Source organism: Achromobacter sp. RT286_PF (genome assembly GCF_059760425.1).
Window position 1 is genome coordinate 1 of sequence record NZ_JCBAMR010000043.1, and the last position, 12911, is coordinate 12911.

The window sequence follows — 12911 nt, forward strand, 5'->3', positions numbered from 1 at the left end:
GTCTCATACCGGCGGCGGCCTTTTCGTATTTTTAAGCAGGAGATGCTTACCTATGAGCGCACCGACCAATGATGAGAGCCATCTGTGGGTGACGTGGGACGATTACAACCGGCTGATCGAGCGCCTGACCTTGCAGGTGCACCAGTCGGGATGGAAGTTCGACAAGATTCTTTGCCTGGCGCGCGGCGGTATGCGCGTGGGCGACGTTATGTCCCGTATTTTTGATGTCCCGCTGGGCATTCTGGCCACCAGCAGCTATCGCGAAGCCGCCGGCACCAAGCAGGGCGACATGGACATCGCGCAGTTCATCACCATCACGCGCGGCACATTGTCCGGGCGGGTGTTGCTGGTGGACGACATGGTCGACACCGGCAAGACGTTCAGCAAGGTCTACGACCATCTGAAGAGCCAATTCGCCGACATCACGGAATTGCGCAGCGCCGTCCTCTGGTGGAAAGGGCATTCCCAAGCCACGCCCGACTATTACGTCGAGAAGCTGCCGACGAACCCCTGGATTCACCAGCCGTTCGAGGATTACGACAGCCTGCGACCACATCAGCTGGAAGCGTGGATCCGCAAGGGTTACAAGAGCTGAGCTCGGTCGGTCTGAAGTCCAAGGCAGGAAAGGAGGGATGCATGTATGCGTCAAGCGTCCCTCCTAGTAGTCAAAGCGGGCGTGACCATGCTAGAATCGCTGGTTATCGCTAAACCGAACTTGGCTTGTTACTCTTTGGGTAGTCTTTGGGTAACGGAAACAGCCAGCGGAAATCCGAGAAATACGTAAAAAACGGGCAAGAGTGGGTACGCATCAGTACTGCTAAAGCAGCGCTGCATGTTTTCCCGCTACGTCGTTTTTCGAGAACTTGGGTTGCGCTTTCAAGGTTCCTCGTTCCGCGGTTATTGGTTACCGCGGACCTGGACCCGCGCAGCGTTGCTGGTAAGCAAGCCAGGTTTGTCATCAACTTTTGTTACCCTACAAGCAGGCCAATCACTTTATGCCTATCGTTCGACTGAAGGAAAACGAACCGTTTGAAGCCGCTCTGCGCCGCTTCAAGCGCACCATCGAAAAGACCGGTTTGCTCACCGAGCTGCGTTCGCGCGAGTTCTATGAGAAGCCCACGGCCGAGCGCAAGCGCAAGCACGCCGCCGCCGTGAAGCGCCACTACAAGCGCATTCGTAGCCAACAACTGCCCCCGCGCCTGTATTGATTTTTGATTCCCGAATCTATTGATTCCAGAATCATTCATCCAGGATCTACTCGCCCGAGTCGACGTCGTCGACGTAGTCGGGCGATATGTGCAGTTGCGAAAGGGTGGGGCCAACTTGCTTGGCCTGTGCCCCTTTCATAACGAAAAAAGTCCGTCTTTCACTGTCAGCCCCACCAAGCAGTTTTATCACTGCTTCGGCTGTGGAGCCCATGGCAGCGCCATCACATTCCTGATGGAACATACGGGTACCAGTTTCCCCGAAGCCGTGCGCACGCTCGCGGCTTCGGCGGGAATGACGGTCCCGGAAGAAAATCGCAGTCCACGTCAGCAGCAGGAAACCGCGCGCCGCAAGGCCGAGGAGTCCCGCCATACGCAGGTGCTGGATGCCGCCCAGGCGCACTACCTGAAACAGTTGCGTGCATCTCCGGCCGCCATCCGCTACCTGAAGCAGCGTGGCCTGACGGGCGAAATTGCCGCGCATTTCGGCTTGGGGTGGTCGGGAACCGACCGGCACGGCCTTGCGCAGGTCTTTCCCAATTACGACGACCCCACGCTCGTGGAGTCGGGGCTTGTCATCGAATCCGAAGATGGGCGCCGTTATGACCGCTTTCGCGAGCGCGTCATGTTTCCGATTCGCAACGCACGAGGCAGTCTGATCGGGTTTGGCGGCCGCATCATCGGCAAAGGCGAACCCAAGTACCTGAATTCTCCCGAGACGCCGCTTTTCTCGAAGGGCCATGAGTTGTACGGCCTGTGGGAGGCGCGCCAAGCCATCCGCCAGGAAGGCCAGGTGATCGTGGTTGAAGGTTACATGGACGTGGTCGGGCTGGCGCAGCAAGGGATCGCCAACGCGGTCGCGACGTTAGGCACGGCAACAACGCCGGACCACGTCAAGAAGCTGCTGCGCGCCAGCGACAAGGTGATATTCAGTTTTGACGGTGACGGCGCCGGTCGGCGTGCCGCATGGCGCGCGCTGCAAGCCTGTCTGCCCGTTCTACGCGACGATATCGCGATCCGTTTCCTGTTCTTGCCGTCCGAGCACGATCCGGATTCGTACGTGCGGGAGCTGGGCGCTGAAGCATTCCGCGCATGCCTGGGCGACGCTGTTGCCCTGTCCCGATTTTTGCTGGACGAATTGGCCTCGCGCCACAACATGAATGAAGCGGAAGGCCGCGCCAGTTGCCTGCACGAGGCCAAGCCTTTGCTGGCAGCGATTCCGGAATGCGCGTTGCGCGTCCAGATCGAGCGCGAAATGGCCAAGCTTGTGCAACTGACGCCCGAGGAAATGTCGCAGATCCTGGCGCAGCAGCCGGCCAAACCTTTTGCCCCGCCTGGCGCGGCGAAAGCCAGCGCAGGCGAGGCCGGTGCACCGTCAGGACATTCGGGTTCGGATCAGGACGGCGGTCACTCCGATATGGGGTATGACTTTGCCGGCCATGATTTCCACGATATTCCCGCCGAAGAGCCCGATTTTGGCGATTACGGGCATTTTCCGTCGGCGGGTGGGGATGCGGCGGCGGGCTCCGGCCAACGATCCGGCGGGAAGCCCGAATGGAAGAGCAAAGGCGATTGGAAGGGCAAAAGCGACTGGAAGGGCGGCAAGGGCAACTGGAAAGGGCGCCGGGACAATGATGTCGGCGGCTTTGAGGGGCGCCGCACCATGCCGTCCCTGGCCAAGCGTCTGCTGGGGCTTTTGCTGGCTCACCCCGAACTTGTCGACTCGATGGGCGATCAGCAACTTGAAGTCATCGATCATGGCCCCCATCTAGGTTTGGTACGGGACTTGATCATGCTGGCTCAGTCCAGCGGCGCGCGCCATGTCGGCGCCCTGTTGGAGGCAGCCGAGCCCGATTCGGACCTGGCAACGGTCCTAAAGGGGCTGCGCGCGGACATCCTGTCTCAGGAAGATTTGCCGGATCCCCAAACCGAGTGGGATGACGCCTTGCGGCGCATTGAATTTGATTCAGCGAAGCTTGAAATGGCCAAACTGGCGGCGACGGGTCTGTCTACCGAGGAAGCTCGGAAGCGCTATCTGGAGCTGTCCAGCCGATTGGCGGTGTTGAAAGGTGCTGGGATACGGTAAATGCGCTAAAATCGAAGGTTGTCCGCTGGCAAGGGCCATGCGAAGCTGTGTAGTTCCGAGAGTGGTGCGACCATCGAGCATAGTCTTGGAGGCTATAGCCCTGGAGCATATAGCCTTGAAGCATAGCCTTCCGACCGTAGCCTTGCATTTTATGCATCGATGTTTGCAGCGCAAAGATTCCTGAAATATTTCTGAATCCTAAGACGACTTGGCCCGAGAGCGCTCGTGCTGAAGGATGCGTCCAAGCCGGCGGAATCAATTTCGGCTAGATGAATCTAATAGATTTTCGCCGTCTTTGCTTGAAGCGGTTTGGCAGGAAGTAAGGCCCGCAGGACGGTGCAGGCAGGACGGCATCGCAGGCGTGCATGAATGTGCAGTGCAAGACGTAGTGATGAATCGTAGTGATGAATCGTAGTGATGAAGATTGATGCGAAAGCAGTATTGAGAAAGACCGAAGTACATCAAAGGTACTTGTTTTAAGTGATTTTATGGCCGACGGCTGGAGCCGAAGGCTGAGCGGTGAATCAGGCAGTTCAGCGGTGAGCATTTTTGCGTAGCGTTAGTGGTCTGGGTGCTGTGTCTACATAGCTGCTAGGGGCAACCGTCCCCATAAGCAAGCAAAGCCTATTTATAGGCAGGCAGCCCCCCCGACGCCCGGAATCCGCCGCAGGATGAGGTTATGCACGTTAAGCGCCCGAACGGTATTGCACCGGCAAGGCGCCAAGCGGGCTCGCAAGAGCTGGCGCTGCGAACAACGCAGCCGCGTGATCTTGGCCGGTTTATCTGTTTTACCCGTATCTGCGTCGCGCTGGGCCACCGTCCAGGGTGAACCAGCGCGGTGCAACATGCCCAAACGGGTTGCGACGACCACGGAAGCGACTATGACCAAATCCACCGGCAAATCCTCCTCTGCAATTGATGCGGCTGAAACTCAGGCCCCCGCGGCCAAGCGTGCCGTAAGCATGGCGGCGGAAAAAGCGCCCGCCAAGACGGCGGTGAAGGTCGCCAAGCCTGCCGCCAAGACGGCTGCCAAAAAGGCAACCAAGACGGCCGCGGCTGACAAGCCCGAAAAAGTGACCAAGGCTCGCGCCAAGAAGGCTGAGGACAAACTCGCCGACTTGGTTGGCGGTAGCGCACCTCGTTCGGGTCCGGTACCCAGCGGCCGCCGCCCGGGCCGCCCCGCCAAGAACGCCAATAACGACGGCGATGGTTTCGACGACACGATGGACGGCGAAGGCGAAGTGCTGCCTGACCTGAAGCCGCCCAAGCGCGGCGGCAAGCGCGGCAAGGCAGATCCCAAGGATCTGATCGCGCGCGGCCCTGTCACGCCTGAAGAATACGAAGCTCGCCGCAACCGTCTGAAGCAGCTCATCAAGCTGGGCAAAGACCGCGGCTACCTGACATACGGCGAAATCAACGACCATCTGCCTGACGACCTGGTCGACGCCGAAGCCATTGACGGCATCATCAGCACGTTCAGCGACATGGGTATCGCGGTCTACGACCAGGCCCCCGACGCCGAAACGCTGTTGATGAGCGAGAACGCCCCGGTTGCGTCCAACGACGACGATGTCGAAGACGAAGCCGAAGCCGCGCTCACCACCGTGGATTCCGACTTTGGCCGGACCACCGATCCCGTGCGTATGTACATGCGCGAAATGGGCTCGGTTGAACTGCTGACGCGCGAAGGCGAAATCGAAATCGCCAAGCGTATCGAAGACGGCTTGAAGCACATGGTCATGGCCATTTCGGCCTGCCCGACCACGATCAACGAAATCCTGGCCCACATCCTGCGCGTGCGGGAAGGCCAGGCGCAGATCGACGAAGTTGTTGACGGCCTGGTTGATCCGGAAGACGGCGAAGAATACGCCGGCGCCGGTGTGACCGCTGACGAAGACGAAAGCGATGACGGCCCCGCGGGCGGGATGTCCAGCAAGCAGCTGGAAGACCTGCGCGTGAAGGCGTTGGCCAAGTTCGACGAAGTGGGCAAGCAGTTCGACAAGATGCGCCTGTCGTACGAGAAAGACGGCTACAAGTCGGACATCTACGTGCGCGCGCAGGAATCCATCCAGAACGAACTGATGGGCATCCGCTTCACCGCGAAGATGGTCGAGAAGCTGGCTGACACGTTGCGCAACCAAGTGGAAGAAGTACGCCAGCTTGAACGCGCCGTCCTGCACACGTGTGTGGACCGTGCCGGCATGCCGCGCACGCACTTCATCAAGGTCTTCCCGGGCAATGAAACCAACCTGCAATGGGTCGTTGACGAAGTCAGCGCCGGCCATCCTTACGCCGAAACGCTGGAACGTCAGATTCCCGCAGTGCAGGAACTGCAGCAAAAGCTGATCGACCTGCAAACGCGTGTCGTGCTGCCGCTGAAGGACCTGAAAGACGTCAACAAGCGCATGGCCACGGGCGAAGCCAAGGCTCGCAAGGCCAAGCGCGAAATGACCGAGGCCAACCTGCGTCTGGTGATCTCGATTGCCAAGAAGTACACGAACCGTGGCCTGCAATTCCTGGATCTGATTCAGGAAGGCAACATCGGCTTGATGAAGGCCGTGGACAAGTTCGAGTACCGTCGCGGCTACAAGTTTTCGACGTACGCCACGTGGTGGATTCGTCAAGCCATCACGCGTTCCATCGCTGACCAGGCGCGCACCATCCGTATTCCGGTTCACATGATCGAAACGATCAACAAGATGAATCGGATCAGCCGTCAGATTCTGCAGGAAACCGGTGCTGAGCCGGATCCCGCGACCCTGGCGCAAAAGATGGACATGCCCGAGGACAAGATCCGCAAGATCCTCAAGATCGCTAAAGAACCGATCTCGATGGAAACGCCGATCGGCGACGACGATGATTCGCACTTGGGCGACTTCATCGAAGACACCTCGACGCTGGCGCCTTCGGACGCGGCTTTGCATGGTTCCATGCGTGATGTGGTCAAGGAAGTGCTAGACTCTCTGACCCCGCGTGAAGCCAAGGTTCTGCGTATGCGTTTCGGTATCGAAATGAGCACCGACCAGACCCTGGAAGAAGTGGGTAAGCAGTTCGACGTGACTCGCGAGCGCATCCGCCAAATAGAGGCTAAAGCGCTGCGCAAGCTGCGTCACCCCAGCCGCGCCGATAAGCTGAAAAGCTTCCTCGAAGGGCAGTAATCGTTTCCTGGGCCTCTAGCTCATGCCTGGTTAGAGCAGCGGACTCATAATCCGTTGGTGCCGAGTTCGACTCTCGGGGGGCCTACCAAGAAAATCCTGAGTAATCAGGTACGTACAGCCGCCAGCAATGGCGGCTGTTTCGTTTTTGGAGCGAAGAGGGACCTTCAGTGTGTGCAGAATATGTGGCATTGAGAAACAGCGATATCTTTGTTGCCGTTAAGCGCCCATAGTGGCTGCGGGAATATTTTTTCCCTGTACATCTAGGACATACATTGAAGATAGAAACTGGTATCGTGAAGTGGTTCAACAACGACAAGGGCTACGGCTTTATTTCGCCGGAACTGGGTGGTAAAGACCTCTTTGCGCATTACTCGGAAATTCAGGGTGACGGGCACAAATCTCTTGAAGAGAACCAGCGCGTTTCTTTCGTCGCCGGCCAAGGACAGAAAGGTCCTCAGGCGACCATGATCAAAGCGATTTAATAACCTGTTTGCCCGCTGTCAGGCGGGCAGGTAGGTAGCAAGCTGCGGGGCCGAATCCATTGGAACAATGGATTCGGCCTTTTTGTTTGTGAGGCCGGTCTAGCGTTCGCTCTTGGGCTAACACGGGGGCTAACACCAGGGCCAACAGACCAGATCTTGTGAATCTTGGCTGATTCTTTGTGCAGCCAAGGCGGGTATGCGGAAAGGTATGCGGCGGCCCCGACAAAAGCTATGGGCTTTGCCGGGGCGTTCGCAGTCTTCATTGTGCAAAAGTCATACGGATATGGCCTTTACCGCCTCGTTCGGGAGCGTGTGGAACGCCCCCTTGCCTTTTCAAGGTCGGTAACTGCTGAAGGCACATCCGTATGGTGGGTTTCCGTGGGCTTATCTAATGCCTGCGGGCGTCGCCTGCCTATTCATTCGGATCCGGGCGCATGCCTCTCGCTTCTTGCAACGCTATCTCTGCGCAGAACGCTCGGATCATCGTTATGCAAAGCTCTTTGTCGGCTTCGGAGAGCGCCCGGAATTCGGCGGGCGGGAAATCGGGATAGGGCCATGTGTTCATTCAGACACTCTAGCAACGGGATTCGCTTCTGTATCGTCTGAAGCCCGGAACTAGGACTGATTGACGGGTCTATGCGCGGCGCTCCGGGGCTTGTGGCCTTGCCTTTTCAGCGCGGGGCCATTCCCTTGCGAAGCTTGTCAGGAGCCTCTAGCAGCGAGGCCGCCAGGCTGTCGCGCTCTTGCACACAGGGCTCGTCGCACAGACTTTTGACGAAATCATCGTACAGTTCGCCCGTCACGCCGGCGGGCCGCTTGAAGTCTCCCGATAGTTGATAGGCGCGCAGGATCACCGACCTTAGGCGCTTGACCTCCCAAAGCAGCGAGATCACGTCGGAGTTCCAGGGTTGACGCTCGCGGATCGTCCGGAGGTCGTCTAGGGTGAGGGGGGCTTTGAACGTCATGGCGAAAGACACTGTTTATATATCCAGTATATTCCACCAGAAACGGGGTCATTTCACGGCGTCGGCAATTAGTTTCAGGGCCGGATAGGCGCCGAGAAGGTCACGCGTCTCTTCCGAAGGCGCGCGCAGCCAGTCTTGGTACGAACCTTCCGACAGGATCACCACCATCCGCTTTTCCTCGTCTGGCCGGTGGTATCGACTGAACAGCGGATCGTCGTCGGCGTTGATGGTCAGCATTGTGTAGCTTTCGTACAGGTGGCCCGCGGCGTCGCGCCACCTGTCCCAAAGCCCGGCGATGCCTAGCGGCATGCCGTCGGCACGGCTGATCCGAGTCGGAACGGCCGCGCCTGATCGCCAGTCGGGTTCGAAGATGGCTTGGGCGGGGATGATGCAGCGTTGCGCGCGGCGCCAAGCGTTGCCGAACGTGTATGACTTTGCCGCGGTTTCGCTACGAGCGTTGAAGGTGGACAATTTGGCGGCTTTATCCACCGCATCCGGGCGCGTCGCCGCCGAGATCAGGCCCCATCGGCCGATGACAGCCTCTCGTTCCGGCACCGCTTCATCACCTGAATCCCACTCTATCGGCCGGCGGACAAACAAGCCTTCGTATCGGGGCCACATGTCGTACTTCGTGCTGACGGAAGGGGCGCGAACGCCGAATTTCTGCAGCAGCAGTTCTGCGTCTTTCAGCGTCTGATAGTGGGAACACATGCGTGCCTCGATGGCTGAAAAGTCGACGCCAAAACGGAAGAGCGCCCCAGCTCAAGATGAGTCTGAGGCGCTCCTGCCCGGCTTCGCACGCGATGGGTGTCAGACAGCCCGGCAACTCAAATCTACTGCTGGAAAAAACGGCCGGCAATAGGGAAAACCCCAAAAGAATTAGCGGGTTACAAGATCTCGGTCTCACGCAGGTCATTCCGCTCTGAACGCTCTTTATGACGCGTCCGGCGTCAACGAATTTCTTGCCCGCTGGGGCGCTCTTCAACGCGTCAAGGCCCGGGGACACATTTGCCCACCTCGGCTTGTGCGAATTGTGGCGCCTGAGTGCGACGTCGACACTGACGCCTACTTTCAATGCAGCGGAGAGCAGAAATGTGGAGCAGTCGAAAACGTCAGCTTGGTCAGGGCATGACCGAATACATCGTCGTCGTAGCGCTTGTGGCGGTCGCGGCGATCGCCGTCTATCAGTACTTCGGACAAGTGGTTCGCTCGCAAACCGCCGCGATGGCGCGCGAGCTGGCCGGAGAAGACGGCGGGACGCAGACGCGCGCGGCGCAGCAAGCGGCTCAGAAGGCGGGCGCGCAGGCAAAGGCCCGCTCGTTGAAGTCTTTCACCGGCAATGCGACGGAAGCGAAGTGAAGATGTTTACTCGTACGCCAGAGTCCCTTCAACATGGCCAGGCCCTGGTGTTCGGCATGGTCGTTGTGTCGGTGGCAGTGGCGTCCCTGGTCGTGCTTTACAACCTGGGCCAGACCGTCGAGGGCCGCGTGCGGCTGACGCATGCCGCGGATGCGGCGGCGTACAGCGGCGCGCTGGAACAAGCGCGCACGCTCAACGCGATCGCCTACGTCAATCGCACCCACATTGCCCACCAGGTCGCCATGGCGCATCTGGTCACCCTGGCAGCGGCCGCGCAGTACGGCGGCGCCTTGCACACGCAGCACACTCGTCGCAATCCGCCGGGGGGCCTGATAGCGATGCTGTTCGGCGCGGATATGGGCCTGGCCTATCGGGCCGGGCAAGCCCCATCGGACGCACAGTCGCGGCTGGCCGGCGCGTTTGCTCAACATGATCGGGCGGTACATCGCGTTTTGAAGGCGGGAGCGGAATCGGCCATGGCGGGTCTTGTCGCTACTCGCGATCGCATCATGCGCAAGGTGCTTGAAGCCAACATGGTCGACTCCGGGTCCGGGTCCGGGTCCGGTTCCGGGCCCGGTTCCGATTCCGGCGTAGGCGCACGTTCGTCGGGCTTGGCGCTGGATCTGTTGTCCGACAACTGGCCCGGCTTTATTGGGCGCAGCGCAGCTACCCGAGACGCGGGCCTGCGTCCGGCCGTGGAGCAGGCCACGGAACGTTATCGCTTTCTGAATAGCCGCGATGCAACGCGTCGCAATGCCTGGCCGGTCAGCCGCCGATGTCCGTTGAAGCGGCATGAATTGCGCCGTCGTGGAATGACCTGGCTTGGCCCGGATGGGCGATGGGGCGCGTTGGATACGCAATCGTTCCATGCGCTGCGTTCCAATCGCTGGATTGGGTGCTACTTCCGTGAGTACGCCATGGGTTGGGGCACGGCCCAAGGAAAAAAGTCCCAGACGCCTGACGGCATCGATTACGTGGATGACGCGCCCGCGGATTTCTCCCAAGAGGATTTTTGGCGATGGGTGCAGCAGTCCACCGGGTGGGACATTTTCAGCGGCGCGACCAATCCCATGGCCAACTCCTATGCGATGGCTTCAGCGCAGCGTTGGCCCGCCGGTGGCTTGCCGTCTTATCTGGAAATACCCACTGAGCGTATGCGCGACCCGCTGCGTTTTGCCGTGCGCGTGGCCTGGTCAGGCGCCCGGCTCAAGACGACGGATGCGGATAGCGCACTGGCGCAACCTCGTGGTCGCTTTCGCTATGACGGCTTGGGCCAGTCGGGCGCCATCACCGTCGCCAGCGCCGCTGAAACGTACTTTCTGCGGCCGGAACCTAGAGCCGACAAAAAAAGTGAATTGCCGACATTGTTTCGACCCTATTGGCAGGCACGTCTATCCGCAATAACTCGCGACGAAGCGCTGCGAATCCGGGAGGCACGATGAGCTCGATGTCGACTCGCTCTGGCTTTCCGGCCGCCCAGCAAGGGCAGGCAATGATTGAAGCGCTGCTGATGCTGCCATTGATGGCGGCGCTAGTGTGGAGTGTCACCTGGATCGGAGGGTTGCAGTTTGCGGCTCAACAGTTGGCGCATGCCAGCCGCAAGGCGGCGATGGCCGGCGCGTTGGGCGAACCGGTGACGCCACGACATTCTTTCGCAGCCGCCGCGCAAACTCGCCGGGTACTCGGCCTTGCTGACATCGCAGCGCCAAACCTGTCCCGCTTGCAGCACGAGTGGTTTGGAGCCGGGCTCCATTTGCTTGCGGTGTACGCCCGGTCGGCGCCTTCAGGGCGAGACGGACCGCCGGCGCCTTTGATCACGCGTCATACGCACGTGGCGGTCGGCACGGGACACGCACACGGAGACGCCGATGCACGCCGACGCATCGCCAACGCGCCCACGGCATGGCGTCACGTCGAACAAACGTCTCTTGCCGAGGCGCGTCGGATGGCGCCGTACGTCCAGCGTATGGACCGCGCATGGGGCAGGGCGGCGATCCACACTGATTGGTTGTCGGCGTGGGACGACGTCGTCCCGCCGGGCCGATTGGGCCAACAAAAGGAACGATCCCGATGACCGCGACTACGAACACGACGCAGAGACAAAGAAGGCGCGCTGTCAGCGCCGGCCTTCGTTCGCTGACGGCCGGCGTGCTGCTTGGCTGTATGGCCGTATCTTCCGTCGCGTGGCCTTCCGGCCGTTCGGCGGTATCGCCTGGCGTTACGTTGAACCGACTACGTTTTCCCGAAGGAAGCCGGCATGACATGTTGGCGGATCGGATATGGCTGCATGGGCTTCCCGCCCAGGTGCTTGTGTTCGACTCGCCTGTAGCAGTGCCCGACCTGATCCGCGACTTGTCGACTCAGCAGCCGGCCTTGGTCGACTTGAATGTGCTTACCGATCAAATCATTTTGTCTGGCCGGGTCGACGACATGCAATGGGTGGTGCAGCTGCAAGCTGCGGGCCCGAGCCGCACGGTCGGCACGGTTTCTACGCTGCGCATGAATTCCGTTCCAGGCCTTGCGACCCCGGCCTGGCTGCCGCAGGGCGCAATACCGAGGCTGGATCTTGCGGTGCAGGAAAAGGGAGGCAAAGTGTCCGATCGCATCTGGCAACTGGCCCTGCCGCCCGCCCGGCTTGGGCCGTTGCTGCACGGCGCGTTGCGCCGCGAAGGATGGGTATTTGAAACCGAAACCGAAAGCGGTGCAGAGCAGTCGTGGGCACAGGCTGGCGAGCGTCTGCAGATATCGTTGACTGCGTTGGATGGGGGCAGCGGGCTCCACGTCAGAAGGTGGACGCCATGAAGGCCGCACTGATGCACGGCGTTCTGCGGTTGCGGCGCGTTGGCGTTTATGGGTTGGCATTGGCGGCCGGGCTGGTGTCCGCGTGGGCCGTGCGTGAGCATGTGCAGCAGCGAGTGGAAGCGCTGGAAGCCGAAGCTCGGGCGCCTGTCGTCGAGCGCCTGGTGGCGGCGTATGACTTGGCGGCGGGGACGCAGCTTGAAGAAATCGACATGGCCGTGCGAGAGATCCCGGTGAAGTGGGCGTCTGCCGCCAGTTTGGAGCCGCAGGCCGTGAACCATCTTCTTGGCGGCACGCTGCTCGTGGATGTCGCCCAGGGCGAACCCCTGCTGAAGTCGCAGGTGACGTTCACGGCGCCGGCGCCCGCGTTGGCAACCCGATTGCGATCGGGCCAACGGGCGCTGACCGTCAGCGCCGCGGACCTGGGCGGCTTGGCCGATAGCTTGCGCGCCGACGACCTGATCGACCTTTACGTGACCTTCGTCCATCACCAACGAGAGGTCACTGTGCCCTTGCTGCAAGGGATGCGAGTGCTGACAGTAGGCGCCGGGGCGGACGAAGACGGCATCGTCGGCTCGGCCGGCAGCATCACGCTTGCCGCCGATCCCGATCAAGCAATGAAGTTTGTTGCTGCCAGGCAGGCAGGCGCGCTAACCGCCATGCTGCGGCATCGCGACGATGTGGCCACCGTGGCTGATTCGACTCAAACGGACCTGGCGTCCCTTATCGGGCTTGACCCCGAGCCCAAGCGCGCGCCGGACGTGACCATTTTGTATGGAGATCGTATGGACAAGCAGTCGGTGATGTTCCCACCGGAAGCCGTCGACGCGCCGGACTATTCCGCGAGGCGGCCATGA

The 12911-nt window shown here is 60.4% G+C and carries 12 protein-coding genes and 1 tRNA gene; 11 read left to right on the plus strand and 2 right to left on the minus strand.

All coding sequences use genetic code 11. The features are described 5' to 3' along the window. Positions 1-52: 52 nt before the first annotated feature. The 6 genes from AC6LJY_RS24085 (at position 53) to AC6LJY_RS24110 (ending at position 6931) form a co-directional block, all read left to right on the plus strand. Positions 53-595, plus strand: coding sequence for a phosphoribosyltransferase (locus AC6LJY_RS24085; protein ID WP_046803673.1), 543 nt, complete (start codon positions 53-55; stop codon positions 593-595). Between the two features lie 400 nt (positions 596-995). Beyond that, entirely contained in the window at positions 996-1208 is a 213-nt protein-coding gene (gene rpsU / locus AC6LJY_RS24090; RefSeq protein ID WP_006218592.1) for a 30S ribosomal protein S21, read from the plus strand. A 19-nt stretch (positions 1209-1227) separates the two neighbouring features. Next, entirely contained in the window at positions 1228-3291 is a 2064-nt protein-coding gene (dnaG, locus tag AC6LJY_RS24095) for a DNA primase (protein ID WP_498136925.1), read from the plus strand. Positions 3292-4172: 881 nt separating this feature from the next. Beyond that, complete coding sequence (gene rpoD / locus AC6LJY_RS24100) at positions 4173-6449, plus strand: RNA polymerase sigma factor RpoD (RefSeq protein WP_046803671.1); 2277 nt, start codon at positions 4173-4175, stop codon at positions 6447-6449. Positions 6450-6458: 9 nt separating this feature from the next. Beyond that, positions 6459-6537 (plus strand) — tRNA-Ile (locus tag AC6LJY_RS24105). Between the two features lie 190 nt (positions 6538-6727). Next, the gene (locus tag AC6LJY_RS24110) at positions 6728-6931 is read left to right on the plus strand and encodes a cold-shock protein (RefSeq protein ID WP_172616244.1); all 204 of its coding nucleotides are present in this window, start codon (positions 6728-6730) and stop codon (positions 6929-6931) included. A 671-nt stretch (positions 6932-7602) separates the two neighbouring features. On the opposite strand, the gene AC6LJY_RS24115 is transcribed toward AC6LJY_RS24110, so the two are convergent. Together AC6LJY_RS24115 and AC6LJY_RS24120 are read right to left on the minus strand one after the other, a co-directional pair. After that, entirely contained in the window at positions 7603-7896 is a 294-nt protein-coding gene (locus tag AC6LJY_RS24115) for a hypothetical protein (RefSeq protein ID WP_046803669.1), read from the minus strand. 48 nt (positions 7897-7944) lie between these two features. After that, positions 7945-8607, minus strand: coding sequence for an SOS response-associated peptidase (locus AC6LJY_RS24120; protein WP_498136926.1), 663 nt, complete (start codon positions 8605-8607; stop codon positions 7945-7947). Between the two features lie 381 nt (positions 8608-8988). On the opposite strand from AC6LJY_RS24120, the gene AC6LJY_RS24125 reads away from it, so the two are divergent. From AC6LJY_RS24125 to cpaB, 5 genes are read left to right on the plus strand one after another with little or no spacing between them, the layout of a single operon-like run. Beyond that, positions 8989-9255 carry a hypothetical protein gene (locus AC6LJY_RS24125; RefSeq protein ID WP_046803667.1) on the plus strand — a complete coding sequence of 89 codons (267 nt, stop codon included), beginning with the start codon at positions 8989-8991 and terminating at the stop codon, positions 9253-9255. Positions 9256-9257: 2 nt separating this feature from the next. Continuing rightward, positions 9258-10697, plus strand: a complete 1440-nt coding sequence (locus AC6LJY_RS24130) for a pilus assembly protein TadG-related protein (protein WP_498136937.1) — start codon at positions 9258-9260, stop codon at positions 10695-10697. Next, positions 10694-11329: a TadE/TadG family type IV pilus assembly protein gene (locus AC6LJY_RS24135; protein ID WP_498136927.1), complete on the plus strand. Its 636-nt coding sequence runs from the start codon at positions 10694-10696 to the stop codon at positions 11327-11329. Before AC6LJY_RS24130 ends, AC6LJY_RS24135 begins: the two co-directional genes overlap by 4 nt. After that, positions 11326-12057: a hypothetical protein gene (locus tag AC6LJY_RS24140; RefSeq protein ID WP_314360383.1), complete on the plus strand. Its 732-nt coding sequence runs from the start codon at positions 11326-11328 to the stop codon at positions 12055-12057. The genes AC6LJY_RS24135 and AC6LJY_RS24140 overlap by 4 nt, the downstream gene beginning before the upstream one ends. Continuing rightward, a complete protein-coding gene (gene cpaB, locus AC6LJY_RS24145) occupies positions 12054-12911 on the plus strand; it encodes a Flp pilus assembly protein CpaB (RefSeq protein WP_498136928.1) in 858 nt (285 codons plus the stop codon). Before AC6LJY_RS24140 ends, cpaB begins: the two co-directional genes overlap by 4 nt.

Coding starts and splice junctions, on each gene's coding strand:
- AC6LJY_RS24085 (WP_046803673.1), top strand. CDS start 53: ATGAGCGCACCGACCAATGATGAGAGCCATCTGTGGGTGACGTGGGAC.
- rpsU (WP_006218592.1), top strand. CDS start 996: ATGCCTATCGTTCGACTGAAGGAAAACGAACCGTTTGAAGCCGCTCTG.
- rpoD (WP_046803671.1), top strand. CDS start 4,173: ATGACCAAATCCACCGGCAAATCCTCCTCTGCAATTGATGCGGCTGAA.
- AC6LJY_RS24115 (WP_046803669.1), bottom strand. CDS start 7,896: ATGACGTTCAAAGCCCCCCTCACCCTAGACGACCTCCGGACGATCCGC.
- AC6LJY_RS24120 (WP_498136926.1), bottom strand. CDS start 8,607: ATGTGTTCCCACTATCAGACGCTGAAAGACGCAGAACTGCTGCTGCAG.
- AC6LJY_RS24125 (WP_046803667.1), top strand. CDS start 8,989: ATGTGGAGCAGTCGAAAACGTCAGCTTGGTCAGGGCATGACCGAATAC.
- AC6LJY_RS24130 (WP_498136937.1), top strand. CDS start 9,258: ATGTTTACTCGTACGCCAGAGTCCCTTCAACATGGCCAGGCCCTGGTG.
- AC6LJY_RS24135 (WP_498136927.1), top strand. CDS start 10,694: ATGAGCTCGATGTCGACTCGCTCTGGCTTTCCGGCCGCCCAGCAAGGG.
- AC6LJY_RS24140 (WP_314360383.1), top strand. CDS start 11,326: ATGACCGCGACTACGAACACGACGCAGAGACAAAGAAGGCGCGCTGTC.
- cpaB (WP_498136928.1), top strand. CDS start 12,054: ATGAAGGCCGCACTGATGCACGGCGTTCTGCGGTTGCGGCGCGTTGGC.